Source organism: Nonomuraea sp. NPDC049714, assembly GCF_044465295.1.
Classification (GTDB): domain Bacteria; phylum Actinomycetota; class Actinomycetes; order Streptosporangiales; family Streptosporangiaceae; genus Nonomuraea.
This window is the reverse complement of record NZ_JBITLM010000007.1, coordinates 438,989-464,282: the sequence shown is the minus strand read 5'-3', so window position 1 is coordinate 464,282 and position 25,294 is coordinate 438,989. Positions and strand designations below refer to the sequence as shown.

General features: G+C 70.1%; 27 protein-coding genes, 1 tRNA gene and 1 pseudogene. 17 read left to right on the top strand and 12 right to left on the bottom strand.

Annotated elements, in window-relative coordinates:
• Positions 1-121: 121 nt before the first annotated feature.
• A complete protein-coding gene (locus ACIBQX_RS28385; protein ID WP_397009662.1) occupies positions 122-667 on the top strand; it encodes a hypothetical protein in 546 nt (181 codons plus the stop codon).
• Between the two features lie 44 nt (positions 668-711).
• The gene (locus ACIBQX_RS28380; RefSeq protein ID WP_397009660.1) at positions 712-1,161 is read left to right on the top strand and encodes a hypothetical protein; all 450 of its coding nucleotides are present in this window, start codon (positions 712-714) and stop codon (positions 1,159-1,161) included.
• A gap of 123 nt (positions 1,162-1,284) precedes the next feature.
• Here the strand turns inward: ACIBQX_RS28380 and ACIBQX_RS28375 are convergent, their stop codons facing one another.
• A complete protein-coding gene (locus tag ACIBQX_RS28375) occupies positions 1,285-1,788 on the bottom strand; it encodes a DinB family protein (protein ID WP_397009658.1) in 504 nt (167 codons plus the stop codon).
• A gap of 41 nt (positions 1,789-1,829) precedes the next feature.
• Here ACIBQX_RS28375 and ACIBQX_RS28370 point away from each other — a divergent pair, with 41 nt between their 5' ends.
• Together ACIBQX_RS28370 and ACIBQX_RS28365 are read left to right on the top strand one after the other, a co-directional pair.
• On the top strand, positions 1,830-2,210 hold the full coding sequence (locus ACIBQX_RS28370) for a hypothetical protein (RefSeq protein ID WP_397009656.1): 381 nt from the start codon (positions 1,830-1,832) through the stop codon (positions 2,208-2,210).
• Between the two features lie 79 nt (positions 2,211-2,289).
• A complete protein-coding gene (locus tag ACIBQX_RS28365; protein ID WP_397009654.1) occupies positions 2,290-2,961 on the top strand; it encodes a DUF6766 family protein in 672 nt (223 codons plus the stop codon).
• On the opposite strand, the gene ACIBQX_RS28360 is transcribed toward ACIBQX_RS28365, so the two are convergent.
• Complete coding sequence (locus ACIBQX_RS28360) at positions 2,886-3,743, bottom strand: 1-aminocyclopropane-1-carboxylate deaminase/D-cysteine desulfhydrase (protein WP_397009652.1); 858 nt, start codon at positions 3,741-3,743, stop codon at positions 2,886-2,888. The two genes, ACIBQX_RS28365 and ACIBQX_RS28360, sit on opposite strands and share 76 nt — an antisense overlap.
• A 73-nt stretch (positions 3,744-3,816) precedes the next feature.
• On the opposite strand from ACIBQX_RS28360, the gene galK reads away from it, so the two are divergent.
• A complete protein-coding gene (galK, locus tag ACIBQX_RS28355) occupies positions 3,817-4,932 on the top strand; it encodes a galactokinase (protein WP_397009650.1) in 1,116 nt (371 codons plus the stop codon).
• 4 nt (positions 4,933-4,936) lie between these two features.
• Here galK and ACIBQX_RS28350 read toward each other — a convergent pair whose 3' ends face one another.
• Both ACIBQX_RS28350 and ACIBQX_RS28345 read right to left on the bottom strand, forming a co-directional pair.
• The gene (locus ACIBQX_RS28350; RefSeq protein ID WP_397009648.1) at positions 4,937-5,734 is read right to left on the bottom strand and encodes an enoyl-CoA hydratase-related protein; all 798 of its coding nucleotides are present in this window, start codon (positions 5,732-5,734) and stop codon (positions 4,937-4,939) included.
• Between the two features lie 81 nt (positions 5,735-5,815).
• On the bottom strand, positions 5,816-6,949 hold the full coding sequence (locus tag ACIBQX_RS28345) for a nitric oxide synthase oxygenase (protein ID WP_397009646.1): 1,134 nt from the start codon (positions 6,947-6,949) through the stop codon (positions 5,816-5,818).
• 270 nt (positions 6,950-7,219) lie between these two features.
• Here ACIBQX_RS28345 and ACIBQX_RS28340 point away from each other — a divergent pair, with 270 nt between their 5' ends.
• Positions 7,220-7,705 (top strand): hypothetical protein, encoded by a 486-nt coding sequence (locus tag ACIBQX_RS28340; protein WP_397009644.1) that lies wholly within the window; start codon positions 7,220-7,222, stop codon positions 7,703-7,705.
• A 29-nt stretch (positions 7,706-7,734) separates the two neighbouring features.
• Here ACIBQX_RS28340 and ACIBQX_RS28335 read toward each other — a convergent pair whose 3' ends face one another.
• The gene (locus tag ACIBQX_RS28335) at positions 7,735-7,860 is read right to left on the bottom strand and encodes a hypothetical protein (RefSeq protein ID WP_397009642.1); all 126 of its coding nucleotides are present in this window, start codon (positions 7,858-7,860) and stop codon (positions 7,735-7,737) included.
• 14 nt (positions 7,861-7,874) lie between these two features.
• The gene (locus ACIBQX_RS28330; RefSeq protein ID WP_397009640.1) at positions 7,875-8,243 is read right to left on the bottom strand and encodes an ATP-binding protein; all 369 of its coding nucleotides are present in this window, start codon (positions 8,241-8,243) and stop codon (positions 7,875-7,877) included.
• Between the two features lie 182 nt (positions 8,244-8,425).
• Here ACIBQX_RS28330 and ACIBQX_RS28325 point away from each other — a divergent pair.
• Positions 8,426-9,247 (top strand): annotated as a pseudogene (locus ACIBQX_RS28325) (helix-turn-helix domain-containing protein); the annotation flags it as partial.
• Between the two features lie 5 nt (positions 9,248-9,252).
• Positions 9,253-9,495, top strand: coding sequence for a DUF397 domain-containing protein (locus ACIBQX_RS28320; protein ID WP_397009638.1), 243 nt, complete (start codon positions 9,253-9,255; stop codon positions 9,493-9,495).
• A 299-nt stretch (positions 9,496-9,794) separates the two neighbouring features.
• Here the strand turns inward: ACIBQX_RS28320 and ACIBQX_RS28315 are convergent.
• A tRNA-Asn gene (locus tag ACIBQX_RS28315) sits at positions 9,795-9,866 on the bottom strand.
• A gap of 124 nt (positions 9,867-9,990) precedes the next feature.
• Between ACIBQX_RS28315 and ACIBQX_RS28310 the strand changes: the two genes are divergently transcribed.
• The gene (locus ACIBQX_RS28310; protein ID WP_397009636.1) at positions 9,991-10,308 is read left to right on the top strand and encodes a YtxH domain-containing protein; all 318 of its coding nucleotides are present in this window, start codon (positions 9,991-9,993) and stop codon (positions 10,306-10,308) included.
• Positions 10,309-10,333: 25 nt separating this feature from the next.
• Here the strand turns inward: ACIBQX_RS28310 and ACIBQX_RS28305 are convergent, their stop codons facing one another.
• The 3 genes from ACIBQX_RS28305 to ACIBQX_RS28295 are packed head-to-tail and all read right to left on the bottom strand — an operon-like array spanning position 10,334 to position 12,293.
• Complete coding sequence (locus tag ACIBQX_RS28305) at positions 10,334-10,810, bottom strand: hypothetical protein (protein ID WP_397009634.1); 477 nt, start codon at positions 10,808-10,810, stop codon at positions 10,334-10,336.
• Entirely contained in the window at positions 10,807-12,081 is a 1,275-nt protein-coding gene (locus tag ACIBQX_RS28300; RefSeq protein WP_397009632.1) for an amylo-alpha-1,6-glucosidase, read from the bottom strand. Before ACIBQX_RS28300 ends, ACIBQX_RS28305 begins: the two co-directional genes overlap by 4 nt.
• A 32-nt stretch (positions 12,082-12,113) precedes the next feature.
• Positions 12,114-12,293 (bottom strand): hypothetical protein, encoded by a 180-nt coding sequence (locus tag ACIBQX_RS28295; protein ID WP_397009631.1) that lies wholly within the window; start codon positions 12,291-12,293, stop codon positions 12,114-12,116.
• 145 nt (positions 12,294-12,438) lie between these two features.
• Here ACIBQX_RS28295 and ACIBQX_RS28290 point away from each other — a divergent pair, with 145 nt between their 5' ends.
• From ACIBQX_RS28290 to ACIBQX_RS28260, 7 genes are read left to right on the top strand one after another with little or no spacing between them, the layout of a single operon-like run.
• Positions 12,439-13,608, top strand: coding sequence for a hypothetical protein (locus tag ACIBQX_RS28290; protein WP_397009629.1), 1,170 nt, complete (start codon positions 12,439-12,441; stop codon positions 13,606-13,608).
• Positions 13,605-15,857: a tetratricopeptide repeat protein gene (locus tag ACIBQX_RS28285; RefSeq protein WP_397009627.1), complete on the top strand. Its 2,253-nt coding sequence runs from the start codon at positions 13,605-13,607 to the stop codon at positions 15,855-15,857. Before ACIBQX_RS28290 ends, ACIBQX_RS28285 begins: the two co-directional genes overlap by 4 nt.
• Entirely contained in the window at positions 15,848-16,684 is an 837-nt protein-coding gene (locus ACIBQX_RS28280; RefSeq protein ID WP_397009625.1) for a PP2C family serine/threonine-protein phosphatase, read from the top strand. Before ACIBQX_RS28285 ends, ACIBQX_RS28280 begins: the two co-directional genes overlap by 10 nt.
• Positions 16,677-17,966: a VWA domain-containing protein gene (locus tag ACIBQX_RS28275; RefSeq protein WP_397009623.1), complete on the top strand. Its 1,290-nt coding sequence runs from the start codon at positions 16,677-16,679 to the stop codon at positions 17,964-17,966. The genes ACIBQX_RS28280 and ACIBQX_RS28275 overlap by 8 nt, the downstream gene beginning before the upstream one ends.
• A complete protein-coding gene (locus ACIBQX_RS28270) occupies positions 17,966-18,601 on the top strand; it encodes an FHA domain-containing protein (protein WP_397009621.1) in 636 nt (211 codons plus the stop codon). Before ACIBQX_RS28275 ends, ACIBQX_RS28270 begins: the two co-directional genes overlap by 1 nt.
• A gap of 32 nt (positions 18,602-18,633) precedes the next feature.
• Entirely contained in the window at positions 18,634-20,016 is a 1,383-nt protein-coding gene (locus ACIBQX_RS28265; protein ID WP_397009619.1) for a hypothetical protein, read from the top strand.
• Positions 20,013-20,825 carry a transporter substrate-binding domain-containing protein gene (locus ACIBQX_RS28260; RefSeq protein WP_397009617.1) on the top strand — a complete coding sequence of 271 codons (813 nt, stop codon included), beginning with the start codon at positions 20,013-20,015 and terminating at the stop codon, positions 20,823-20,825. Before ACIBQX_RS28265 ends, ACIBQX_RS28260 begins: the two co-directional genes overlap by 4 nt.
• Before the next feature lie 93 nt (positions 20,826-20,918).
• Here the strand turns inward: ACIBQX_RS28260 and rpoD are convergent, their stop codons facing one another.
• Together rpoD and dnaG are read right to left on the bottom strand one after the other, a co-directional pair.
• Entirely contained in the window at positions 20,919-22,022 is a 1,104-nt protein-coding gene (rpoD, locus tag ACIBQX_RS28255; RefSeq protein ID WP_397009615.1) for an RNA polymerase sigma factor RpoD, read from the bottom strand.
• Positions 22,023-22,385: 363 nt separating this feature from the next.
• Positions 22,386-24,227 (bottom strand): DNA primase, encoded by a 1,842-nt coding sequence (dnaG, locus tag ACIBQX_RS28250; protein WP_397009613.1) that lies wholly within the window; start codon positions 24,225-24,227, stop codon positions 22,386-22,388.
• A 188-nt stretch (positions 24,228-24,415) separates the two neighbouring features.
• Between dnaG and ACIBQX_RS28245 the strand changes: the two genes are divergently transcribed.
• Positions 24,416-25,288 (top strand): peptidoglycan DD-metalloendopeptidase family protein, encoded by an 873-nt coding sequence (locus ACIBQX_RS28245; protein WP_397009814.1) that lies wholly within the window; start codon positions 24,416-24,418, stop codon positions 25,286-25,288.
• The last annotated feature ends 6 nt before the right edge of the window (positions 25,289-25,294 follow it).

Sequence of the window (25,294 nt, the reverse complement as noted above, 5' to 3'; positions counted from 1 at the left end):
TCCACTCCTTGTATAGCTTTGAAGTGAAAAAACTACACATATGGCCACTTCGAGCACAGGGCTATCCGGATATCGCGAGTCCCGCGACGGGTGGGGCGGGCCGCGCCGTAGCGTAGACCTCATGGCAAAAGCGTTCTGGATCGACCAGGAGTTCGACAGGGACCGTGACGGGCGCTTCTCCGTGCACGTACGCAAGAATCTCGAAGAGTTCGAGTGGGGCGACATCGCGCCCGTCAGGTTCGCCTGCGCGGCGTGGCGGCTCGCCACGCCGCCGTCGCTGTCACCGGGCTACGTGCGCTGGGACCGGCGGGTCCTGGAGGCCACCTGCGTCCGCAACACCTGGGACGGCACGCTGAACGCGCGCATCAGGGTCGCCTCCCCGCTGCCCGCGCAGCTCACCAGCTCCCGGACCTGGTGGCGCGACCGCGGCTGGCTCGGCTGGCAGGAGGTCTTCGGCCAGTACGTCGAGCCGACGCAGCAGGACCTGGCCCGGCACCCCTTCGTACGGGCCAGCCTGCTCATCGAGGTCCCGGTGCCGCTCGCCGACCTGCCACCGGAGCCGGAAGGCCCGCACGACCAGGTGGAGCAGAGCGCCGCACGCGCGGTGACGGTGCTGGTGCGCGAGCTGAACGAGCTGGTCACCCCCGTGCTCGACCAGCTCGGCTAGGACCCCGCCGTGGCTCACGAGACCAGCCGTTGGTCGAGGTAGGCGTGGGCGGCGGCGAGCTGATCGGACTGCGCCGAGCGAGCACGAGAAATGGCTTCCGCTACGACGATTCCCTTGCCAGGAGCGGTCTGATACGCCGACCCCAGACCCTGGCGCTTGGAGGGGTCGAACCGGCGTACCTCCTGCCCCAGGTGAAGTTCCGCGAGAGGTTGGTCGTTGACGGTACCGCCAACGTACGCTCGCAGGTACGAGCGCCGGACATGCGCACGAGGAGCTTCACCACCTGGTGGATCAGCTATCGCCCGACCAGGCGAATGGCGGAATTCGTCCGCACGTATGAGGACGCACGCCTCGATCCCGCCGACGTGTCCGTCGTTGCGATCGCCGAGCGGCTCGCGATCACACATATCGCAACCCTTGACCGTCGAGACTTCTTGCTGATGCGCCCTCGCCAGGTGCCGGCGTTCAGGCTGCTGCCAGAAACACTGCTGTGAAGTGGAGCGCGTGGGTTGCTCGTACCTGCGCCGAACCGCACCTCCGCCGGCTGCGGCTCAGGTGGCGCCAGGCGGGCGTCCCCGGACGGGCGGGCACGTTCCCGCCCAGGTCGACAACTACGGCTAGGCGCCCGTGGAGCCGTCGATGAGCTCACGGAGGATGTCCAGGTGGCCGTTGTGGCGGGCGGTCTCCTCGGTCATGTGACCGATCACCCAGCGCAGGGTGAGGTGGCCGCCCTTGCTGTCCTTGCCCTTGGACAGGGTGTCCAGGTCGACGCCCGCGATGCGCTCCCGTACGCGCTCGCACTGCGCCTCGTACTCCACCAGGAGGCGTGCCAGCGGCATCGTCAGCGCGACCTTGAACTCGGCGTCAGGGTCCTCGTCGGTCCACGGCCCCCGGTCCTCGTCCCCGAAGAACATCACCTCGAACCACCAGTGCTCGTTCCACCGCAGGTGGTTGACGATGCCGGCCACCGACATCAGCGGCGAGGCGGGCAGGGGCGTCCTTCTGGCGTCCTCGCTGCCCAGCCCCTCGCATTTGTGGATCACCGTCGCACGGACATAGTCGTGGAAGGTGGTCAGCGTGGTGCGCTCGTCCCAGGAGGTCGGCGTATCGGTCCTCTTCATCGGACCAGCATGCCCGATCTTCGAATGGGTAGCAGCAGCGTATGCGGATCACCCTCGCTGTCGCACTCGCCGCGGTGCTGGTCGCCGGCTGTTCGGTCGACACGGCCGGGCCGGCCCGCGCGGCCGAAGGGTTCCACAGCGCCCTCGCCTCCCAGCAGCTGGACGAGGCCTGCGCCATGCTCGCGAAGCAGACCGCCGACCAACTGCCCGATCCCGGTCAGAGCTGCGCGGAAGCGCTGCGTGAGCTGAACCTGGGCGCCGGCGGCCCGGTCACCGAGGTGAGCGTCTGGGGCGACGAGGCCCAGGTCCGGCTGGCGGGCGACACCCTGTTCCTGCGTCACTACCGGGACGGCTGGCGGGTCAAGGCCGCCGGTTGCCGGCCGGTGCACGATCTGCCCTACGAGTGTGAGGTGGAGAACTGATGCGGGTGGTGTTCGGCCTGACCGTGGCCGTGATCGTGATCGGCCTGGTCTTCTTCTTCCTGATCGGGCTGGCGCACCAATGAGCCGGATCAAGGACAACGCGCTCTCGGTGACGTTCCTGACGCTGTTCCTGATCTGCCTGGCGGGTCAGGGGCTGGCGGGCATGCTGCACTACAACGAGCGGCAACTCGTGGACGGCGGGCAGGCCATCTCCTATCTGGAGTACGTGACCTCCTCCTCCTTCGCCGTGGACGTGGCGGAGAACTGGCAGTCGGAGTATCTGCAGTTCCTGCTGTTCATCATGCTGACCATCTGGATGGTTCAGCGGGGCTCGCCGGAGTCGAAGGAGCCCGGCAAGGAGGGCGCCGAGTCCGACGAGGAGCAGCAGATCGGCCGCCACGCCAGTGCCGACTCGCCCGCCTGGGCCAGGGCGAAGGGCTGGCGGCTCAGGCTCTACAGCAACTCGCTGGGGCTGGCGATGGGGACCGTCTTCCTGCTGTCGTGGCTGGCGCAGTCGGTCGCCGGGCTGGCGTCGTACAACTCCGAGCGACTCACCGACCTGCGCGATCCCATCGGATGGAGTTCGTACGTCACCTCGCCGGAGTTCTGGGACCGGAGCCTGCAGAACTGGCAGTCGGAGTTGCTGGCGGTGCTGTCGATGGTGGTGCTCTCCATCTATCTGCGCCAGCGCGGCTCACCCGAGTCCAAGCCGGTGGGGGCGGCGCACTCGGCGACGGGGGTCGAGGGCTGACCGGTGACGACCGCGACGATCCGGGTGCCGCGGGGGAAGGCGCCCTGCCGTACGAGGTCGAGAATGCCGTACAACATCTTCGCCACGTACACCCCCTCCACCCGATATTTCGCGATAAATCCGTTCAAAGTGGGTGTGGTGCGGGCGTAGCCGCCGAAGTGGTAATCGAGGTTGATCGACCAGTTCGACCAGACCCGCCCGTACGCCTCCCGCTGCAACCTGGCCACCTCCCCCACCAGGAACCCGGCCCCCTTCAGCACCGCGAACCCGAGCGCCCGCCTCCCTTCGGGCAGCCCCGCCGAGATCCCGGCCAGCGTGCCCCCGGTCCCCACCGGGCAGCAGATCACGTCGTAGTCCCCGGCGACCTCCCCGGGCAACTCCCCCGGCAGCTCGGCGCACCCGCGCACGGCCGCCGCGTTGCTCCCGCCCTCGGGCAGGATCGCCACGTCCCCCCACCGCGCACGCAGCCGCGCCTGGATCTCGGGGGTGTGCTTGAGCCGGTACGACGTCCGGTCCAGGTAGTCGAGCCGCATCCCGCAGGCCACGGCGTGGGCCAGCGACGGGTTCAGCGGCAGGTGCTCCTCGCCGCGGATCACCCCGATGGTCTCGAACCCGTGCCGCAGACCCGCCGCCGCCACGGCCCTGATGTGCCCGGAGTAGGCGCCGCCGAAGGTGAGGATCCGGGCGGGGCCGAGGTTGTAGCGGAGCTTACGCGCCTTGTTGTCGTCGTGCACCAGGAAGACCCGTACAGCGCCCAGCGCGGGATCCAGCAGCTCCTCCACAGCCCTCCTCGTGCCGTTCCGCCGCCCGTTGCCGCTAGTCTACGGTCGGGCCATTGTTGAGGAGTGTTGGGTTATGCGCGTTGTTGAAGCTTTTCGTGCCGCGTTCGGCTCGGACCCCGAGACCGTCTGGCGCGCTCCCGGCCGGGTCAACCTGATCGGCGAGCACACCGACTACAACGACGGCTTCGTGCTGCCCTTCGCCGTCCCGTGGGGCGTCACGGCCGCCGTGAGCCCGCGCCCGGACCAGACGATCCGCCTGCTGTCCCTCCAGGGCTCCTCCACCGAGCCCATCACCCTGGCCACCCGCGAGGAGGCCACCGGCTGGACCCGCTACGCGGTCGGCGTCCTGGCCATGCTCGGCGACCGGGTGCGCGGGGCCGACATCGCCCTCGACGGCGACGTGCCGCAGGGCGCCGGCCTCAGCTCCAGCGCCGCCCTGGAGGTGTCCGTCGCCTCGGCGCTCAACGAGCTGCACGGCCTCGGCATGACCCCCATGGAGATCGCGCTGCTCAGCCAGCGGGCCGAGAACGACTTCGTCGGCATGCCCTGCGGCATCATGGACCAGGCGGCCTCGGCGCTGTGCGAGGAGGGCCACGCGCTGTTCCTCGACTGCCGCACCCTGGGCTCCCGGTCCATCCCGCTCGACCTGGCCGCCCAAGGGCTGCGCATTCTCATCATCGACACGCAGGTGCACCACGAGCACGCCGGCGGCGAGTACGCCAAGCGCCGGGCGGAGTGCGAGTCGGCGGCCGGCAAGCTGGGCGTCGCCTCGCTGCGCGACGTCACCGACCTGGCGGGCGCGCTGGAGCGGCTTCAGGGCGACGAGCGTAAGCGCGTCATGCACGTCGTGACGGAGAACCACCGTGTGGAGGCCCTGGTCGGGCTGCTGCGCGCGGGCGCCACGAGCGAGATCGGCGCGCTGCTGAACGCCTCGCACCTGTCGCTGCGCGACCAGTACGAGGTGTCCTCACCGGAGCTGGACGTGGCCGTGGAGGCGGCCGTGCGCGGCGGCGCGAAGGGCGCCCGGATGACGGGCGGCGGCTTCGGCGGGTCCGCGATCGCCCTGGTCGGCGAGGACCGGCTGGACAGCGTGCGCGAGTCCGTCCTCGCCGCCTACGCCGAGCGCTCGTGGACGCCGCCCCGCTTCCTGCCCGCCACCCCGGCGAAGGGCGCCCACCGCCTGTCCTGACGCCTCACCCCCGCCTGTCCTCAGGGGCATAGAGCGGCGGGAAGTCGGGGTCCCGTCGCTCCAGGAAGCTCGCCACGCCTTCGGCGAAGTCGGGGCGCTCGAAGGAGGCGAGCATCTCCTGGGTGGCCGCCTTCGCCGACTCCTCCAGGCTCGTCGTCCAGTCGGACCAGATCTGGCGCTTGATGACGGACATCGACGTCGGCGAGCTGTGCCGGGCCAGGTCCCCGGCATAGGCCTGGGCGGCTTCCAGGAGCTCGCCGGGCGGCAGGGCCCGGTTGGCCAGCGACAGCGCGACGGCCTCCCCACCGGTGAAGGTCCGGCCCGACAGCAGGAGGTCCATGGCCTTCTGCTGGCCCATCACGCGCGGCAGGATCCACGACAGGCCGTACTCCGCGATGAGCCCGCGCCGGGCGAAGGCGGTGGTCCACTTGGCCTCTTCCGAGGTGAAGACCAGGTCGCAGACCAGGGCGTGGACCATGCCGAGGCCGGCACAGGCGCCGTTGACGGCGGCGATGATCGGCTTGCCGATCGTGGTGGGGAAGGTGGCGGGCCGGGGGTCCGGCGGCTCGGCGTAGGTGCCCGCCTGGATGGCGGTCAGCGCCTCGAAGTCGGCGCCGGAGCAGAAGCCCTTGCCCGCCCCGGTCACCACGACGGCCCGTACCTCGGGGTCGCGCTCCGCCTCGGCCAGGAGGTCGAAGTATCGGCGCCCCATGGCGTCGGTCCAGGCGTTGAGCCGCTCCGGGCGGTTGAACGTGAGGGTCAGCACGCCTCGGTCGAGCGAGGACAGTACGAGTTCGGCCATGAGGCAACAGAACCATGTTCTAGGACGGCGACGCAAGGTCAGTGGCCTCTTGAGGGGTGCGGGGAGGACGGCGACGCAAGGTCAGTGGCGCGGCATGAAGGTGGGGGTGAGGGTGAGATTGTCGTAGGAGCGGTGGAAGACGGGGGTCGCGCCGCCCGAGATGGGCGGGACGATCCACGACCACTCCGCAGGGCAGGTGCGGCCCGCCTTCTCCTCGCGCTCCAGATGGGTCAGGAACCGGCCGGACTCCGTGTGGTGGTCCGTCATGGTCACGCCCGCCGCCTCGAAGGAGTGCAGCACCGCCACGTTCAGCTCCACCAGCGCGTGGTCGCGCCAGAGCGAGCGCTCGGTGGAGGTGTCCAGGCCGAGCCGTTCGGCGACCACGGGAAGCTGGTCGTAGCGGTCGGTGTCCGCCAGGTTGCGCGCGCCGATCTCGGCGCCCATGTACCAGCCGTTGAACGGCGCGCACGGATAGCAGACGCCGCCGATCTCCAGGCACATGCCGGAGATCGCGGGCACGGCGTGCCAGCGCAGCCCGAGGTCGGCGAACCACGGATACACCGGATGCACGATCGGCACCTCCAGCACCACGTCACCCGGCAGGTTGCACAGCAGCGGCCCACCCAGACCGGGATCGATGATCAGCGGCAGCACGTCGAACCGCCCCAGCCCGCCCCGCCACCCCATCTCCCGGGCCAGCGCCGTGAGCTCGGTCTGACGAGGGTCACCTATGACCGAACCACCCCTGGTCCGATGCCCGGCATAGCGGATGAGCTGCTCGTTCAGCACCCGCGGCGCCCGCCGACCGGGCACGTCGGGCGGAAAGACAGTGATCGTCGGCCTGATCTTGCCGTCACCGGTGGCCTCCCGCAGATGCGCGACACACTCCAGAGCCACCCCCTCCGCACCGGCGACGTCCCGCCGATCGCGCACCCGCAGCGACTTCCAGTAGAGACGGCCGATGCAGCGATTGCTGTTGCGCCAGGCCACCCGGGCCCCGAACTGCAACTCCTCGAAGGTGTGCACGTAGGTTCCGTGGCGGGCGATGTCCCTCCCCACGTCACGCAGGCGCGCGTGCATCCCGCCCTCGGTCGGATGCTCGCCGTGGAAGAGCCTGATGAAGCGCTCCGCCTCACGAAGGTCGGTCGTACGCTCGATGACGCCAGGCAGAGCCAGAGCATCGAAAGGACGCAGGGATCTGATCCAGGTAGGCACGCAGTAACCAGCACTTTTCGCTTCACGGAGCACCCCACCGATTCCGGGTCGGCGACGCCTCCTGCCGGCAGCGCCCTCTCCACGCCACCTCGTCAGCTTGTCCGCGGCTCGCCGCGCCGGCCATGGGGCTGACCGACGCGGCGGCTCCATTCTCACCCCTCGAAGCCCCGCTTGTCCGGCGAAACACCAAAGTGTGTGACCTTACGACTACATGGAGTGAAACCCACGCCAGGCGGATCTTGTCGGTGGAGATGTCTACGCTTCCCACTCATGCGCGACGAAAAGACTTGCACCGTACGCCTGGAATTCGATGTACAGGACTGCGCCACCGCACATCTGGCAGATCAGGGATGGGATCAATATCCAGAAGAACCGGTGCGGTCTGTCGGGAACATCCAGGTTGCGAAGCGCTCCGTTTCCCTGTGGACCACGCACCAGTGGGGGCAGACGAACTTCACGGTGACGATCGCCGACCGGGATCCAGGAGCCGATCTGACCGGCTACGAGGAGATCGCCGAAATCAGTTACGCGTCCGCGTCAGGCCAGGTGGCGCTGGTCGGGTTCAACTACGACAATCTCCCGATGAGTCTCCTTCCTCCCCTCCCCGCCGGCCCTGGGACCTACCGCGTCCGCTATCACGTCAAGGGAATGGACACAGAGGGAACGGACGACGCCACCGATGACCATTACCTCCAAATTTGGCCTTCGCCTCTTGAGGAGCCCGCCGTCATCAAGGCCACACCTGAAGCTCTTTGATACCGGCTGAACCCAAAGAAGTATGAGCGTCAGGCTTTCGCCTTCTTTTTCGCTCTCTCCTCGGCTTCGATCCTGGTCTTGGCCTTGTCAAGACCTTGGTCGACGATCCTGCCGATTTCGTCGAGATCGTGCTTTACGCGTTGCTGCTCTTCCACGTCGAACTGCTCTATCAGCTGGCAGAAATGGCATCGACGAGCGCCAGCCCCCTGCCACCCGGGTCGGTGTCGGCGGGGGCCTTGATGCATGGCCTGGTTGCATCAGAGCCTTCGTCGAGCACTTCGACAAGGATGCGGTCCTCTGACGTGGCCACCCGCACTTCGATGCGACCACCCCCGCCACCCGAACGCGAGTGGAGGATGGCGTTGGTAGCGATTTCGCTGAGCAGGAGGATTGTCACCTCCGCCAGGGCCGGGGATGCCAAATTATCAAGCAATTCCGCGAGCCAGTCGCGAGACAGACGGACGCTGACGGGAACCCCCGCGAAGGTGCGCTTGCCTATGACGGTCAGGCCGGACCCACGAATTAGTGGAAATATCATGACACGTCGACCACCTTTCGGATTCTCGTGCAGCTCTGACGGCCTCGCATGAGCCCTTTGCAGGAAATGAGTCACTCGCCACCCCGCACGCCATTGCGTCGCTAGGCTTCCGATCGTGCACGTAGAATCAGCGATCGCGGACCCGTACGAGCCCAACAGTCCGGCGCAGACGACTCGCGGCTGAATTGAGGGAGCTGCGGCGAGCATCCGGCAAGTCGCGCGATGACGTGGCGAAGTTCGTCGGTGTGGCTCCATCAACTATTACGAAGATCGAGAACGCCTCGGCCGCCGCCCGTCCTGCTGACGTCTCGATGCTGCTGGAGTTGTTCGGAGTAGAGGGTGAGCGGCGAGAGGTGCTGCTGACGCTTGCTCGTGAGGCTCGCCAGCGGAGCTGGTGGCAGGCGTACTCAGGAGCGATTCCGCAATGGTTCGAGGTCTACGTCGGCCTCGAAGCAGAAGCGACAGAGATCCGTACGTGGCATCCCGAGATGATCGATGGGCGGCTGCAGACCGAGGGCTACATGCGGGCACTGATCCAGGCCGAGGTCGAAGTGCCGGCCGATGACGAGATCGATCGTCGTGTCGCCGTACGACTCAAGCGACAGGAACAGCTCACAGCGAGCGAACCCCTCCGGCTCTGGAGCATCATCGGGGAGGCCGCCCTGCATCAGGTCGTGGGTGGTCCCGAAACGATGCGCGAGCAGTTGCACCATCTGGTCGACGTGTCGCGGCTCAACAACATGACGTTGCAGGTCCTCCCTTACGACGTGGGCGCGCATCCGGGGATGCAGGGCGGGTTCCATTTGTTGCGCTTCACGACGGATCCCGCTGTCGCGTAGTGTGAATATCGGCAAGGCTCGATCTACATGGAGAAAAATGAGGACGTGTCGGCCTATGCTCGCGTCCTCGACCTGCTCGTGGCTCGGGCTCTCGGCCCCGATCAGTCACGAGACCTGATACGCCGGGTGTTGCGCGAGCTTCCCCGTGACGAAGGAGAAGGTTGACGGCGATGGATCTCTCCGGTGTCGTCTGGCGCAAGAGCCGTCGCAGCGGCAACGGCGGCGCTGACTGCGTCGAGGTCGGCGTACTCGAAGCACCGAACGAGCTTGCCACACACAAGTCTGATGAGGATCGTCTGGTGGTCATGCGTGACTCCAAGGATCCCGATGGCCCAGTGCTCTTCTTCACGGAAAGCGAGTGGCAGGCCTTCCGTGGCGGCATGGGTGACGGAGACTTCGACGACCTCATCTAGCCGCTGATCGAAATCTGGCCTGTGTACTCGACGACGACATGGCCAAGCAGGCTCCACGCCATCGAGGTGACGGTTGATGGCGGGGCTGTCTCGGTGGAACACCTCGCCGATCTCGTCGGGGCACTCAACACCTAACACCACGCAGACCGTCTACCGGCGCCAGATCAGGCCGGTCATTGTCCCTGACACCGAGGGCATTGGACTCCGTCTCAAAAACGGTGACCAAGCCAGGTAGTGGCTCCCGGAACGACTCAGGCCCCCTTCCTTGATCAAAGAAGGGGGCCTGAGCTGCGGCAAAGCTCCCGCGAGAGGACTCGAACCTCTAACCTGCCGGTTAACAGCCGGCTGCTCTGCCGTTGAGCTACGCGGGATCGTACGATGACGCTGATCGACGGGGGGTTGGCCCCGTCCGTCGTGCGCAGGAATAGATTAGCGCACTCGCGGAGTGCGTGTCGCATCGTGATCGGGGTAGGGCCGTGGGAGCGGAGGTGCAACATGCGATATCGAATGCCATTCGTCATGGGACTGGCCGTCGGCTATGTGCTCGGCAGCCGGGCAGGCCGTGAGCGATACGAGCAGATCAAGCGGACGGCACAGCGTGTGGCCGACAACCCCAGGGTGCAGGAGGCCGCGGGGGTGGTCGGGGCGCAGATGTCGAAGGCCGGGGAGACGGCACGGTCCAAGGTGGGCCCGCTCCAGGAGCGGATGCCGTTCAGGAATCGGCACCGCCACGACGGGGAGGCCGGCACGGGCTGGCCCGAGGAGACGGCGGACCAGCCGAAGGCGGCCGGGCAGAGCCGGATGCCTTACTGATCGGCGCGCATGGGCGTGTCGTCTCTCACACGCCCATGCTGCGCCGCAGCCCTTCGAGGGCCTGCTCGGCCAGGGCGCGCAGGCCCGGGTCGTCGGGGTCGAGGCCGTCGTCGAAGACGAGCGTCCAGCCCACCATCTCGCCCGAGGGGCGGCGTCTGGCCACCAGTCGCACGCCGCCGCGCCCGGGGAGATTCACGTGCTTGTTCACCACGATGGTGGCGTTGACCCGTTCGCGCAGGGTCTCGGGCAGCAGGCGCGGCTCCGGCACGAGCGCCCGGCGGCTCTGGCCGTCGATGGTGAGCAGGCGCAGCCCCTCTTCGTCCCAGGACGCCTTGTCGACCGTCTCGTACGGCACCCGGGTGCCGTCGGCGAGGTACAGGGCCAGGTCCGTGGCCACCACGTAACCCTCGCCCGCGGCGGGGCTGAACGTCAGCACCCGCTCCCCCGGCAGCGTGGCCAGGGACTTGCGTACGTCGGCGGGCAGGCGGCGGAAGGCTTTCATGGCTCCACGGTATCGGCGAGCAGGTCGAGGGTGAGCGCCGCACTCCAGGAGAAGTCCCTGCACCCCCGCCCGCTGCCATCGAACGGGTCGAAGCACTCCCGGAAACCGGCCTGCCGCACCAGCCGCAGGGTGCCGTTGGCGAGCTGCCGGCTCAGGGGTTCGAGCGCGTGCACGGCCGCCGCGTGGCGCAGCAGCCAGTTGGTGTTGACCCAGGAGGGGCCGCGCCAGTAGCGGGTCCGGTCGAACGTGGCCGCGCGGATCTCGCAGCTGGGGACTGGGTAGCCGGTCGCGCCCATGAACCGGGCCGACTCCAGCATGTCGACGGCGGCGCTGACGTGCCCGCTGGGCAGCCCGGGGTCGAGCAGCGGGCCGAACGCACCCACCGTGCAGACTCTGATCAAGCTGTCGGTACGCAGGTCGCGGGCGTAGAAGAAGCCGTCCCACAGGCGTTCGAGCAGCGCGTGCCGGATGCGCTCCGCCTGCTCGGCGTGCGGTTTGCCGTCGGCGCCGGTCAGCGGCGCGAGCTCGGCCATGGCCTGGCAGGAGGCGAGCCAGATCCCGTTGAACATCGGGTCCTCGATGGCGAACGGGTGCTCGTCGCGCAGATACTCGGGGCGGTAGCCGGCGTCACGGTAGCGCAGGGCCAGCCAGACGTAACGGTCGTGGTCGCTGTCCGGGTGCCGTTCGGCCAGCTCGATCTTGCGGTAGCCGTACCTGATCTCCGGGAGCGCGGCGAGCGGCTGGTCCCAGGCGGGGCTGTCGTCCATGCCCGACTCCCAGGGGTGCACGATGGCGGCCAGGCCGCCGCCGCCGAGGTCGCGGGCGCTCGCGAGGTAGGCGTGCTGGGCGGCGATGGCCGGGAAGACGCGCCGGACGAAGGCGACGTCGCCGGTGTGCCGGTAGAGCCACCACAGGGCCAGCCCGTGCAGCGGCGGCGCGGTGAGTCCGGAGGTCAGCACCGGTGGCGCGGCCCCATGGTCCTGTGAGCGCCAGACGGGCGGGCCGGGGAAATACGCCTGGGGCGTGTGGAAGACGATGTGCGGCAGCATCCCTGTCGCCCACTGCCCCTGGAGCAGGCCGAGCAGCTCGGCGCGGGCCCGGTCGGGGCGGTGCCTGGCCAGCCCGATCACCACGAACGCGGAGTCCCAGCTCCACTGGTGGGGGTAGAGGCCAGGCGCGGGCACGGTGGCGCATCCCGTCCAGTTCGCCTCGAGCACGGACAGCGCCTCGCGCCCGAGGGCAGCGTCGTCGACCGCTGGCCGCGCCTCCATCAACCCACTATGCGCCGGGATGCACCAGGACGCTATGTCCTTTTAGCCCACTTCGACAGGAACATCACACCGAGCGCCACGGCGCCGATGATGAGGCCCCACTTGACCAGACCGAAGACGAGGCCCATGAGAGGGCCGATGAGGAAGAGGGCGGCGATGATCGCCGCGATGATAAGAAGAATTCGTCCCATGCCCAGACCGTACGAGATCATTTAAGTGTTCTGCAGGTAAGACAGGGTTCAATCAGGGACAAGTCAGGGGTTCCCCTACTCTTTTGGAACCAACCGGTCGGTCCTCCCGTTGACACGGGCAGCGGGGGACTGCTGCACGGGGAGCGTGATCAGTCTGGGACCACCGATGAGCAGGGAAGCGGCCGAGTTCGCGCTCAGCGCCAGAGCCGCCGAGCGCGACCGCATCTCCGGCGACCTGCTCGACCTGGAGTCGCACACCACCTACCGATTACTGAAGGACGCGACGTTACGCGGCCGGACGCGGCAGCGCTGGGACCAGGCGCAAACGGCGCTGGCCGCCATGTGGTCGCTCAACGACGCCTACCGCGAGGTGCTGCGCCAGGCCGAGCGGATCAGGGCCGGACGCGCCCGGCTCGGCGGCGATCAGCTCGCCGCGCTCACCGAGCTGCTGGCCGGGCCCTCGGTCGTGGTCAGGGCGCCGCGCCGGCCGGTCGAGCAGCGCTCACTGTTACCCCAGCCGGACGAGCGGCTCACCCTCGACGAGACCGTCCTGCGGATGGACGCCGCCTTCCAGACCGCCACCGACGCGCTCACGGAGATCGACTCCACCTGGACCGCCCTGCTGCCCCGGCTCGACGCGGCCGACAACGCCCTGCGCGAGGTTGACGCCCTTCTGCTCCGCCTGGGTGAGACCGCCGATCTGGCCCGTACGCGCGCCGACCTGAGCCGCCTGCGCGCCGCCGTCCTGGAGGACCCGCTCGACGCGGGCGCCGCCAAGCAGGAGCTCGACCCGATCGCCCGCTTCCTCGCCGGCACCCAGGCCGACCTGGAGCAGGCCCTGGCCGTCAGGGACGAGTACGGCCGGCGGCGCGAGAACCTCGGCGCCGCCCTCGACCAGGTGCGCGCGGCCGAGAGCGAGGCCCGGCTGGCGCACGGCGCGGTCGTGGTCAAGATCGCCCTGCCGCCCCAGGCACAGCCGCGCAACCGGGTCGGCGAGCTGGCCGGCGAGCTCGACGCGCTGGACGCCGCGGCCGACTCCTGGCTGGCGCGCTCCAAACGGCTCGCCGCGCTCGAACAGCGCGCCCAGGAGGCCGCCCAGCAGGCCCTGACCACCGCGAAGGCGCTCTTCGGCCTGATCGCCAGGCGTGACGAGCTGCGCGGGCTGCTCGTCGCCTCCCAGGCCAAGGCGGCACGCCTCGGCACGGCCGAGGACCCGGAGGCCGTCCGGCTCTACGCGCAGGCGCGGGCGCTGCTGTGGACCGCCCCCTGCGACCTGACCAAGGCGGCCTCGGCCGTCGATCTGTACAAGCGCGCGATCCACGGAGGTGGCCGATGACGCCCTGCTCGCAGCCCGGCTGTACGGGCACGATCGAGGACGGGTACTGCGACCAGTGCGGGCACGCGGCCGGCCCGTCACTGAGCACCTGCGCACAGCCCGGCTGTTCCGGCATGATCGAGGACGGGTACTGCGACCGGTGCGGGCACGCGGCCGGCGCCGCACCGGCGGCCGCCTCCGCCGCCCCCGCCGCCACCCCATCCGGTTCCGTGAACAGCGGCGTGACCGCGCCCGTGAGCAGGGGCGTGACCGCGCCGGCGAGCGGGGGCGTGACCTCACCGGCGAGCAGCGGCCGGTCGCGGGCAGGCATGCTCGCCGAGCTCGCCGACCTGCCGTCGGCGCCCTACCGGAATCCGGCCGACGCGGTGCTGTCCGACCCGCAGGTGTCCGAGGAGAAGCGGTTCTGCGCCAACCTGTCCTGCGGCAAGCCCGTAGGGCGCTCGCGGGACGGGCAGCGGGGCCGCGCCGACGGGTTCTGCCCGCACTGCCGCACCCCCTTCTCCTTCACCCCCAAGCTCGCCAAGGGCGACCTGGTGGCGGGCCAGTACCGGGTGCTGGGCTGCCTGGCGCACGGCGGGCTCGGCTGGATCTACCTGGCCGCGGACGAGAACCTCAACGGCCGCTGGGTGGTGCTCAAGGGCCTGCTCAACACCGCCGACCCCGAAGCGCTGGCCGCCGCCGAGGCCGAGCGGAAGTTCCTGACCGAGGTCGACCACCACAACATCGTCAAGATCTTCAACTTCCAGCGCTCGGCCGGCCTCGGCTACATCGTCATGGAGTACGTCGGCGGCCAGTCCCTGCACGAGCTGCGCCGCCAGGGCCCCTTACCGCTGCGCGAGACCCTCATGTACGGGCGCGAGATCCTGCGCGCGTTCGGCTACCTGCACGAACAGGGCCTGGTCTACTGCGACCTCAAACCGGCCAACGTGATCCGGGTCGGCAAGCGCCTCATGCTCATCGACCTCGGCGCCGTACAGCGCATCGGCTCCCCCGCCGGCTCCTCCTGGGTGACCGTCGGCTACCACGCCCCGGAGCTGGACACCCAGCCCGCGTCGGTGCGGTCCGACCTCTACACGGTGGCCAGGACGCTCGCGGTGCTGGCCATCCCGTCCTTCAGCCCGGCCAGGGGCGGCGTGGCCTCCCCGCTGCCCGACGACTGCGGGCACGAGTCGTTCGCCCGGCTGCTGCGCCGGGCCACCGCGCCGGACCCCGCCGACCGGTTCGCCGACGCCAGGGAGATGGAGGAGCAGCTCGTCGGCGTGCTGCGCGAGATCAGCGCCGCCGCCGACGGCGTGCCGTACCCGGCCGCGTCCACGCTGTTCGGGCCCGAGCGGGCGCCGGTGGGAACGGCGCTGGCCGCCGCCGACGACCAGGTGTTCGACGACCTGCGCGCGCTGGACGCGGTGGCCGCGCTGCCCGTGCCGCTGGCCAACCCGGAGGACCCGGCCGCGGGTCAGCTCGCCGGCCTGGCGGGCCGCCATCCCAGCGAGCTGCTGACCGAGGTACGGGCCATGGCACCCACCCCGGAGACCCGTTTCACGCTGGCCAGGCTGCTCGTCGAGGAGGGCTCGCCCGAGGCGTCGGAGGTGCTGGACGAGCTGGACCGGCTGCTGCCCGGCGACTGGCGCGTCACCTGGTACCGCGCGGTGGCCGCGCTCGGCCTGGGCGACCCGTCGCAGGCCGTGCGGATGTTCGACGCCTGCGTGTCGCTGCTGCCCGGCGAGCTCGCGCCCCGGCTGGGCCTGGCCTTCGCCCTCGAATGCGCCGGCCAGGATCCGGTGCGCTGGTACGAGAGCGTGTGGCGGACCGACCACGGCTATGTCAGCGCCGCCTTCGGGCTGGCCAGGAACGGCCTGCCGGGGGCGCTCGACGAGGTGCCCGTCACCTCCAGCCACCGGGTGGCGGCCCAGGTCGCGCTCGTCGCCGCCACCTCCAGGGGTCCCGACCCCACGCGGCTCGGTCACGGCGACCTGGCGGCCGCCGTGACGAGGCTGGAGCAGCTCGCCGACCTCGACCCGCGCCGCCGTGAGCACCTCACCGCCGAGGTGCTGCGCGCCGGTCTGGCCCTGCTCGGCACCACCGCGCCGCCTGCGGGGCTGCGCCTGGCCGGCGCGCCGTTCACCGAGCGGGGCGTCCGCCGCAGGCTGGAGGAGATCTACCGCGGGCTGGCCGCCGCCGCGCCCTCCCGTCAGGAGCGCCACACCCTGGTCGACCGGGCCAACGAGGTACGTCCCCGGACGTGGCTGTGAGCTGCCCCGTCTGCGACGCCCCGGTGACGGCGGGCGACGCCTACTGCGAGGCGTGCGGCCACCGGCTCTCCGCTCCCTCCTGTACGGCCTGCGGCGCGCCCGCCGTGGACGCCGAGGGCTACTGCGAGCGCTGCGGCCTGCGCCAGCCCACCGGCAGGGACCACGCGGAGCTGGAGCTCCCCGGCGGCGCGGCGGGCGTGACCGACAGAGGCCTGCGCCGCGCCCGCAACGAGGACGCGATGGCCCTGCTCGCCGGTGGGGCGGTCGTGGCGGTCGTCTGTGACGGGGTGGGGAGCTCGCCGCGGGCCGACGAGGCGTCCGCCGTCGCGGTGGAGACGGCCGCCGCCGCCCTGGCGCGCGGACTACCGCACGAGGAGGCGTTCACCCTGGCCAAGCAGGCGGTCGTCAAGCTGGCCGCCGCCGAGGACGACGCTCCCGCCTGCACCTACGTGGCCGCGGTGGCCGAGCCGGGACGGGTGACGCTCTGCTGGGCCGGTGACAGCCGCGCCTACTGGCTGCCCGGCGGCACGCCGCTGACCGAGGACGACGCCGTCCCCACGGGTGAGATCACCGCCTGGCTCGGCGCCGACTACGCCGACGCGGTCCCGCGCGTCCGCACCTTCGTCCCGCCTGGGCCGGGGTCGCTGCTCATCTGCAGCGACGGCCTGTGGCGCTACCTGAACGACTACCGCTTCCCCGCCTCCGGCACCCCGCTCGAACAGGCCCGCCAGATGCTGCGCCACGCGCTCGACTCCGGCGGCCAGGACAACGTGACCATCGTCGTGATCCCCCTCGTCGTGAAACCTCTAGGAGGCCCGCATGGGTGACCAGCCCACCTTCACGCTGCAGATCGACCAGAACAAGTACCTTCCCACCGGCGGGCGGGAGGTGCACGCCGTGCTCACGGTCTCCTCCTCCGGTGACGCCCTGGCGACCTCCGTTCCTGCCGAGGCCGCCGAGGTCATCATCGTCGACACGTCCGGCTCGATGAGCGGCAGCAAGATCCGCGACGCCAGGCTGGCCGCCGCCACGGCCGTGGACACCCTGCGCGACGGCGTCTTCTTCGCGGTGATCTCCGGGACCAGCGGGGCCAAGGTCGTCTACCCGCGCGGCGACGGGCTCGTACGCGCCACTCCGGCCACCCGGGCGGAGGCGCAGCGGGCCGTCGCCAAGCTGAGCGCGCACGGCGGCACCGGGATGGGCGAGTGGATCAAGCTCGCCGGCAACCTGCTGTCGGCGCACCCGGACGCGATCCGGCACGCCATCCTGATGACCGACGGCCAGAACAACGAGCGCGACGAGGTGTTCGACGCGGTGCTGGCCGCCTGGAGCGGCAAGTTCGTCTGCGACAGCCTCGGCGTCGGCGCCGACTGGGTGCCCGCCCAGCTCCGCAAGGTGTCCGAGGCGCTGCTCGGCACCTTCGAGTACGTCCGGAACCAGAACGAGCTGGCCGAGTTCTTCCGCCGGATCACCCAGACCTCGATGAGCAAGACCCTGGCCGACCTGTCCCTGCGGGTGTGGGTGCCGCAGGCGGCCACGCTCAAGTTCGTCAAGCAGGTCTCCCCCACCCTGCTCGACCTGACCGGCAAACGGCTCGACGTCAACCCGCTGACCGGCGACTACCCCACCGGATCGTGGGGCGCGGAGGAGCGTGAGTACCAGCTGTGCGTGGAGGTCCCGCCCGGCCGGCTCGGCCAGGAGATCCGCGCGGCCTGGGTGAAGCTGGTACGGCCCGACACCCAGGACGTCTACGCCAGCGGCAACGTGCTCGCCCAGTGGACCGACGACCTGGCCCAGTCCACCCAGATCAACGTCAAGGTCGCCCACTACACCGGCCAGGCCGAGCTGCACGAGCTGATCCAGGACGGGCTCGGCGCCCGCGCGGCCGGTGACGAGCGGACGGCCACCGCCCGGCTGGCCAAGGCCAGGCAGATCGCCGCCGACTCCGGCCGCGAGGACACCGCCAGGCTCCTGGACAAGGTCGTCGAGGTCGACCCGGTCAGCGGCACGGCCCGGCTGCGCGGCCAGGTCGACAAGGCCGACGAGATCGAGCTCGACACCGGCTCGGTCCGTACCAGCAGGCTGCGTAAGAGCGGGGAGGGCAGCTGATGGCGACCTGCCCTCAGGGCCACGCGTCGGGCAGCGACGACTACTGTGACGTGTGCGGCGCGCAGATCGCCGGAGCCGCCCCTGCGGCGCCCGAGCCGCAGCCGGCCGCCGAGCGGACGGGCGCCGAGAGCTGCCCCATCTGTCAGACGCCGCGTGCCGGGCAGTTCTGCGAGGTGTGCGGCCACGCCTTCGACGGCTCGGGCGCCCCGGCGCACCTGCCGGCGGCCGGCGCCCGCTGGGAGGCGGTCACCGCCGCCGACCGCGTCTACTACGAGCAGGTGATCGCCGAGGGCGGTCCGGACGCCGACGCCATCGCCTTCCCGCCGTACTGCCCGGAACGCTCCTTCCCCCTGGAGGCCGAGCAGGTGCGCATCGGACGGCGCAGCCGGGGCCGTGACCTCCAGCCGGACATCGACCTGTCCGGCCCGCCGTCCGACCCGGGCGTGTCGCACCTGCACGCCGTGCTGATCGCGCAGCCCGGCGGCTCCTGGATGCTCGTCGACCCGGGATCCTCCAACGGCACCCGGGTCAACGGCAAGCCCGTCGCCGTCAACACGCCCGTCACCGTCGGCGTCGGCGACCGCATCCACGTGGGCGCCTGGACGGTCATCACCATCAGGGAGGGGACGCCTTGACCGTGACACAGGTTCAGCCGGCAGCGCCTCCCATGCCACCCGCACCACCGGCACCACCCGCGCCACAGCCGCCGCCTTCGCGGGCGCTGCCCGCCCGGAGCGGCGTGCCCGGCCGGATCAGGTTGCTCACGGGCGTCACGGCGGCCGCGCTGGCGCTGCTCTTCGCGGCCGTCGCGGCAGGCGCCGCCGTCGCCGGCGACGGCATGCGGGTCATCGGCCGCGACGCCGGCCCGCAGGTCGTCGCCACCGCCGGGCTCTACTTCGGGCTGAGCGACATGGACTCGCAACTCGCCGACGTGCTCGTGATGGGCCAGGCGAACGAATCCCGCCGCCAGGCCGCCCTCACCCGGTACGAGCAGCAGCGCGCCATGGCCAACCGGGCGCTGCTGAAGGCGTTCGAGCTGGCCGGGAACGACCAGGCCGAGCGCCGCACCATCGAGTCGGTGCTCGACGGCCTCGGCCGCTACGAGCAGCTGGCGGCGCGGGCCCTGCTGCTCGACTCCCAGTCCGGCCACCCCGCCGGGCCGCCGCCCGCCGAGGTGGTGGCGGTCTACCGGGAGGCCACCGATCTGATGCGGCTGGTGCTGCTCCCGCAGGCGTACAACCTGACGCTGGAGAGCGGCACGATCGTGCGCCGCACCTACGACGACAAGACCGTCATGCTGCCCGCGCTGCGGTGGGCCGTGGTGGCGGCCGGGCTGCTGGCGCTGATCTGCCTGCTGCGGCTGCAGGTCTATCTGACCAGGCACTTCCGCCGCGTGTTCGGGCCCGCGCTGGTGGCCGCGACCGTGCTGACCCTGGCCACGCTCGTCTTCGGCGGGAACGTGCTCAGGCAGGATCTCGGTCATCTGGAGACCGCCAAGTCCGACGGGTTCGACTCCATCGTCACGCTGGCCAAGGCCCGCGCCATCGGCAACAGCATGCAGGGCGACCAGAGCCGCTTCCTGCTGGACAAGGAGCGGGCCGACACCTACGAGCACACCTACCTCGACAAGTCGCAGAAGGTGCTCTACCGCGAGGCGGGCAACCTGGAGACCTACCACGCCCAGGTGGCGCGGGGCTCCGACGACTACCTCGGCATGCTGGGCCTGCGGCTCAGCACCGGCACCGGCCGCCCCGCGCTGGACGCCTACACCCGCTTCCAGGCGGCCGACCGGACCTTCCGCGACCTGGTGGCCGCCGGCAGGACCGGCGAGGCCGTCGCCGCCCGGCTGGGGCCGGTGCGGGAGGCGTTCGACGCCTACGACAAGGAACTGACGGCACTCGCCGACCGGCACCAGGCGGTCTTCCAGCGAGCCGTCGGCCAGGGCGAGAGCGCGCTCGACGATCTGTGGCGGCTGCTCCCGTACGCGATGGGCGGCATCGGCCTGCTCCTCGTCGCCGGGGTGTGGCCACGACTGAGGGAGTACAGATGAAGCGGCTGCTGACGGCGGCGCTGGCAGCCCTGGTGGCGCTGCTCGCCGCCTCCTGCGGCGCCGGCGCCCCCGAGTCCGTCGTGGACAAGGACCGCATCGTCATCGGCGTCCGCCCCGACCTCCCGTCGGTGGGCTTCCGCACCCCCGACGGCGACTTCGAGGGCTACGACATCGACGTCGCCGGCTACATCGCCGACAAGCTGGGCAAGGAGGCCGAGTTCATCCCCGTGCTGGCCTCCGACCGGGAGCGCGTCCTCGTCGAGGGCAAGGCCGACCTGGTCGTGGCCACGTACACGATCAGCCAGGACCGCAAGGCGCGGGTGCTGTTCGCCGGGCCGTACCACATCTCCTACCAGGACATTCTGGTACGGCCAGGAGAGACGGCCATCCGCAACGTGCGCGATCTGAGGGACCGCCGGATCTGCGAGGTGCAGGGGTCCAACGCGGCCTCGCGGGTGCTGGAGGAGCGCAAGGTGGCCGCGCGGGTGCTGCCGTTCAAGGACTACAAGGCCTGCCTGGCGGCGCTGAAGGCGGACCAGGTGGACGCGATCACCACCAACGACATCATCCTGGCCGGTCTGGCCAAGCAGGACGGCGGCGGGATGCGGCTGGTCAACGCCCAGTTCAACGAGCAGCGCACCGGCGTGGGCATGCGCCTGGGCGACGTGGCGGGCTGCGAGGAAGTCAACCGGGTGATCACCGGCATGTACCAGGACGGCACGGCCGCCAAGCTGCTGGAGAAGTGGTTCGGCGCCACGGGCCTGCGCATCGACACGGTGGCCGTACCGCAGTTCGAGGGCTGTGTCTGAGAGGGCTTGCTCCGGGACGACGGCGGGCCGGGGAGCATGTCCCCGGCCCGCCGTCGTGACCCCTCCCAGTCCAGATATCTCAGTCCAGATATCTCAGTCCAGATAGTCGCGGAGCATCTGGGCCCTGGTCGGGTGCCGGAGCTTGGCCAGGGTCTTCGACTCGATCTGCCGGATGCGCTCTCTGGTGACGCCGAACTCCCTGCCCACCTCCTCCAGCGTGTGCGGATGGCCGTCGGCCAGGCCGAAGCGGAGCTGGATGATGCGCTGCTCGCGGTCCGACAGTGTCGCCAGGATGTCGTCGAGCTGATCCTGCAACATGATGAAGGCGGCCGCCTCCATGGGCACGACAGCGTCGGCGTCCTCGATGAAGTCCCCGAGGTCGGAGTCCTCCTCACCGATCGGTGACTGCAGCGACACCGGCTCCTGCGCGATGCGCTGGATCTCCACCACCCGATCGACGGGAAGGTCCATCTCCATGGCGATCTCCTCCGGGATCGGCTCCCGGCCGAGATCCTGGTGGAGTTGCCGCTGCACCCTGACGAGTTTGTTGATGGTCTCCACCATGTGCACCGGGATGCGGATGGTCCGCGCCTGGTCGGCGATCGCCCGGGTGATCGCCTGGCGGATCCACCAGGTGGCGTAGGTGGAGAACTTGTAACCCTTGGTGTAGTCGAACTTCTCCACCGCGCGGATCAGGCCGAGATTGCCCTCCTGGATCAGGTCCAGGAACAGCATGCCGCGGCCCACGTACCGTTTGGCGATCGACACCACGAGCCTCAGGTTCGCCTCGATGAGGCGCTGTTTGGCCCGGGTGCCCTGCCAGACGAGCTCCCTGAACTCAGGGAAGGCCAGCCGGGAGACTCCGTTGCCGAGCTTGTCCTCGGCGAACAGGCCGGCTTCGATCGACTTGGCGAGCTCCACCTCCTCTTCGGCTGTCAGCAGCGGCACACGGCCGATCTCCCGCAGGTAGATCCGGACCAGATCACTGGTCGGCGCCCGCTTGCCTACGTCTTCCTCATCGGCGCGGGCAGGCTCCTCGTCGCCCTGAGGCTCGAGCACCTCCACGCCGTTCTCGGCGAGCATCCGCACGACGCGTTCCAGCGCGTCGGACGGCAGCTCGGATCGGTCGAGCGCGGCTGCGACGTCATCGACGGTTACGCTTCCGCGCTCCCTTCCCTTTGCGACGAGGTCCGCCACCTGATCAACGGATGGCGGTCCACTTGGCAGCACCGATGCACCCACGGGAGACAGTCTGCAGTATTGGTTCCATAAAATGGCAGACCCATTTTTGGTACAGAAGGTAAGGCGACCACCCTTACCGAATTGAGATCGCTTCAATGTTTAGCCGGAGTTTGATCAGGAAAGTAAAGTCAATTACGCGCTCTGGATTGATGTCGCCCGCCGGACGCCTCCGCACCCCTGCCGGAGCCGTCCCATCAGGGCGTTCGCGGCTCCGGAATTGCCGATGAGTTCGGCCACTCCGTCCGCTTCCGGGCGGCTGAGTGGACTTTTCCCCGATCTTCGCCGCGCCGGGACGCACATTCATTCGGTAAGGCCGGGTCAGCTTCCGGCGGCGCGGTCGCGGAGCACGCGGCGCTGCTGCTCCAGCGCCACCAACTCGCCGAACAGCTTGTTGTAGTCCTGCTGCTCGTCCACCGGATTGAGGCGCTGCATGCGGGACTTGACCTGGGCGATCGCCCGGTCGACCGCCACGGCCTCCAGGGCGGCCAGCATGGCGCCGGCGTAGCGCTCCTCGGCGCCCGGCTCGACCTGGATCGCCTCCACCGCGAACCGGGTGACCAGCGCGCGGGCGCCCTCCTCGTGGGAGTGTGTCAGCAGCAGGTCCACCCATTCGCGCCCGCCGTGCCCGGCCGCGGCCAGGCCGCCGGCGGCGGTGAGGACGTGGTGCAGGACGACGTGGTCGGGGGCGGTGAACGCCTGCGGGTCGAGCGCGTCGAAGCGGGGGCCGAGCAGCGCGGGCCGCTGCACGGCCAGCTTGAGCAGCTCGGCCTCGACGCGGACGTGCGGGTCGACGGGCGCGAGCCTGGCGGTGCGCTGGGGGCGGCCCTGCTGGGCGCGGGCGACGTCGCCGATGCGCTGGATGACGAACCGCTCGTCCATGAATCCGAGCCACCGGTCGAGGTCGATGGCGTAGCGCTTGCGCAGGCCGGGGTCCTTGATGGCGGCCACGATGGGCGCGGCGGCGTCCAGGGCGGCGATCTTGCCTTCGTTGCTGCGCAGGTCGTAGCGGGCGATGGTGCTGCGGATGGCGAACTGGAACAGCGGCTCGCGGCTGGCGATGAGGTCGCGGACGGCGGCGTCGCCCTGCTTGACGCGCAGGTCGCACGGGTCGAGCCCGTCGGCCTGGATGGCGACGTAGGTCTGGGTGACGAACTTCTGCTCGTCGGCGAAGGCCCGCAGCGCCGCCTTCTGGCCGGCGGCGTCGCCGTCGAAGGTGAAGACCACCTCGCCGCGGAACTCGGCCTGGTCGAGCAGGAAGCGGCGCAGGATCTTGATGTGCTCCTCGCCGAAAGAGGTGCCGCAGGTGGCGACCGCGGTGGGGACCCCCGCCAGATGGCAGGCCATCACGTCGGTGTAGCCCTCGACGATGACCGCCTGGGCGCGCTTGGAGATCTCCCGCTTGGCCAGGTCGATGCCGTAGAGGACCTGGCTCTTCTTGTAGAGCGGCGAGTCGGGGGTGTTGAGGTATTTGGGGCCGTCGTCGGAGTCGAGCAGCTTGCGGGCGCCGAAGCCGATCACGTCTCCGGTGGCGTCCCTGATCGGCCAGATGAGCCGGCCGCGGAACCGGTCGATCGGCCCGCGCCGCCCCTGCTTGGCGAGCCCGCCCTTGACGATCTCGTCGGCGGTGAAGCCGCGCCCCATCAGGTGGCGGGCCAGCGCCTCCCATTCGTTGGGCGCGTAGCCGACCCCGAACGTCTCGGCGTCGGCCCGCTCGAAGCCCCGCTCCGACAGGAACCGCCGTCCGGGCGCGGCGTCGGGGGCGAGCAGCTTGTCGGCGTAGAACTCGGCGGCGGCCCGGTGGGCCTCGATCAGCCTGGCCCGCTCGCCGTGGTCGCGCCGCGGAGCATAGCCGCCCTGCTCGAACTGCAGCTGGATGCCGGCCCGCTGGGCGAGCCGCTCGACGGCCTCGCTGAACGGCAGGTGCTCGATCTTCTCGACGAAGGTGATGACGTCGCCGCCCTCGGAGCAGCCGAAGCAGAAGTACATCCCCCGCTCGGGCGTGACGTTGAACGACGGGCTCTTCTCGTCGTGGAACGGGCACAGCCCCTTGAGGTTGCCACCGCCCGCGTTTCGCAACTGGATGTGCTCGCCGATCACGTCGGCGATGGGGGAACGCTCGCGTACGAGCGCGATGTCGACATCACGGATCCGGCCAGCCACGCCGGTGAGTCTATTGCGCGCCTCCGACAGACTCTCACCCCGGTGAGAGAAATGCTGTGACCTCCGTGACGGGCCGGACACCAGTGGTGACGCCATCGCGCGGATACGCGGAAAGCTGTTATGGGAACGGTCCCTGTCGGCTACAAAGGTAAAGGTTGTCCTTGGATACGGTGACGCGGGTGGAGATCATGCGAGCGGGGCTGGGCGTGAGGTGGGCGGCGGTGACGGGCGTCGTGCTGCTGACGGCCTCCTGCAGCACGGCGACCGGCATCGCCGGAGTCAGCGCCCAGTCCCCGGCGTCCGCGCCCGCGTCCGGCACGGAGAAGAGGACGGCCTCTCCCGCCGTGACCGCGACCATCCCGTTGCCGTCCCCGTCCAACCAGGCGGCCGTGCGCGCCCCCGAGGGCGACGACCCGGTCAGGGTGCCGCCGCCCAAGCTGTCGAAGTACACCTACGTCTTCCCCGTCGAGGGCTGCAAGGTCACCTACCAGAGCAAGCTGCTGGTGCTGCCGAAGACGACCATCTGGGCGGCCAAGGGGTGCGCGTTCGTGGCGCCGGTCGGCGGCGTCGTCGACGAGGTCAACACCCAGAACCGGTGGCTGCCGTCCACCGACTCCGGCGCCCACCGCGAGGGCCGGTTCGTCACCATCATCGGCGACGACGGCGTCCGCTACCTCGGCGGCCACCTCGACAGCGTCGCCGAGGGGATCCGCCCGGGTTTGCGCGTGTCGGCCGGCCGGCTGCTGGGGCGGGTCGGCAACACCGGCAACGCCCGCGCCACCGCGCCCAACCTCTACTTCGCGATCTCCTGGAAGACCGGCCCGTCCCTGTGGTGGGTGCGCAGGGGCATGGTCAAGCCCTGGGACTATCTGGACGCCTGGCTGTCGGGCAACCCGACGCTCTCGCCCAGGGAGGAGACGCTGGCGCTGCGGGGCAGGGTCGGCGAGACGCCGCCCTGCACCGTGCTGTGCGCGTCGAAGAAGGCCCCGACCCCGCGCAAGACCAAGCAGGCGGACAAGGACGACGAGCCGTTCACGCTCAACCCGACGGGGTTCTCCTGACGCCGG

What these genes read in the sequence shown, in the direction of transcription:
- ACIBQX_RS28385 (WP_397009662.1), top strand. Translation starts at nt 122, where the DNA reads ATGGCAAAAGCGTTCTGGATCGACCAGGAGTTCGACAGGGACCGTGAC.
- ACIBQX_RS28375 (WP_397009658.1), bottom strand. Translation starts at nt 1,788, where the DNA reads ATGAAGAGGACCGATACGCCGACCTCCTGGGACGAGCGCACCACGCTG.
- ACIBQX_RS28370 (WP_397009656.1), top strand. Translation starts at nt 1,830, where the DNA reads ATGCGGATCACCCTCGCTGTCGCACTCGCCGCGGTGCTGGTCGCCGGC.
- ACIBQX_RS28365 (WP_397009654.1), top strand. Translation starts at nt 2,290, where the DNA reads ATGAGCCGGATCAAGGACAACGCGCTCTCGGTGACGTTCCTGACGCTG.
- galK (WP_397009650.1), top strand. Translation starts at nt 3,817, where the DNA reads ATGCGCGTTGTTGAAGCTTTTCGTGCCGCGTTCGGCTCGGACCCCGAG.
- ACIBQX_RS28350 (WP_397009648.1), bottom strand. Translation starts at nt 5,734, where the DNA reads ATGGCCGAACTCGTACTGTCCTCGCTCGACCGAGGCGTGCTGACCCTC.
- ACIBQX_RS28340 (WP_397009644.1), top strand. Translation starts at nt 7,220, where the DNA reads ATGCGCGACGAAAAGACTTGCACCGTACGCCTGGAATTCGATGTACAG.
- ACIBQX_RS28330 (WP_397009640.1), bottom strand. Translation starts at nt 8,243, where the DNA reads ATGATATTTCCACTAATTCGTGGGTCCGGCCTGACCGTCATAGGCAAG.
- ACIBQX_RS28320 (WP_397009638.1), top strand. Translation starts at nt 9,253, where the DNA reads ATGGATCTCTCCGGTGTCGTCTGGCGCAAGAGCCGTCGCAGCGGCAAC.
- ACIBQX_RS28310 (WP_397009636.1), top strand. Translation starts at nt 9,991, where the DNA reads ATGCGATATCGAATGCCATTCGTCATGGGACTGGCCGTCGGCTATGTG.
- ACIBQX_RS28305 (WP_397009634.1), bottom strand. Translation starts at nt 10,810, where the DNA reads ATGAAAGCCTTCCGCCGCCTGCCCGCCGACGTACGCAAGTCCCTGGCC.
- ACIBQX_RS28300 (WP_397009632.1), bottom strand. Translation starts at nt 12,081, where the DNA reads ATGGAGGCGCGGCCAGCGGTCGACGACGCTGCCCTCGGGCGCGAGGCG.
- ACIBQX_RS28295 (WP_397009631.1), bottom strand. Translation starts at nt 12,293, where the DNA reads ATGATCTCGTACGGTCTGGGCATGGGACGAATTCTTCTTATCATCGCG.
- ACIBQX_RS28290 (WP_397009629.1), top strand. Translation starts at nt 12,439, where the DNA reads ATGAGCAGGGAAGCGGCCGAGTTCGCGCTCAGCGCCAGAGCCGCCGAG.
- ACIBQX_RS28285 (WP_397009627.1), top strand. Translation starts at nt 13,605, where the DNA reads ATGACGCCCTGCTCGCAGCCCGGCTGTACGGGCACGATCGAGGACGGG.
- ACIBQX_RS28275 (WP_397009623.1), top strand. Translation starts at nt 16,677, where the DNA reads ATGGGTGACCAGCCCACCTTCACGCTGCAGATCGACCAGAACAAGTAC.
- ACIBQX_RS28270 (WP_397009621.1), top strand. Translation starts at nt 17,966, where the DNA reads ATGGCGACCTGCCCTCAGGGCCACGCGTCGGGCAGCGACGACTACTGT.
- ACIBQX_RS28265 (WP_397009619.1), top strand. Translation starts at nt 18,634, where the DNA reads ATGCCACCCGCACCACCGGCACCACCCGCGCCACAGCCGCCGCCTTCG.
- ACIBQX_RS28260 (WP_397009617.1), top strand. Translation starts at nt 20,013, where the DNA reads ATGAAGCGGCTGCTGACGGCGGCGCTGGCAGCCCTGGTGGCGCTGCTC.
- ACIBQX_RS28245 (WP_397009814.1), top strand. Translation starts at nt 24,416, where the DNA reads ATGCGAGCGGGGCTGGGCGTGAGGTGGGCGGCGGTGACGGGCGTCGTG.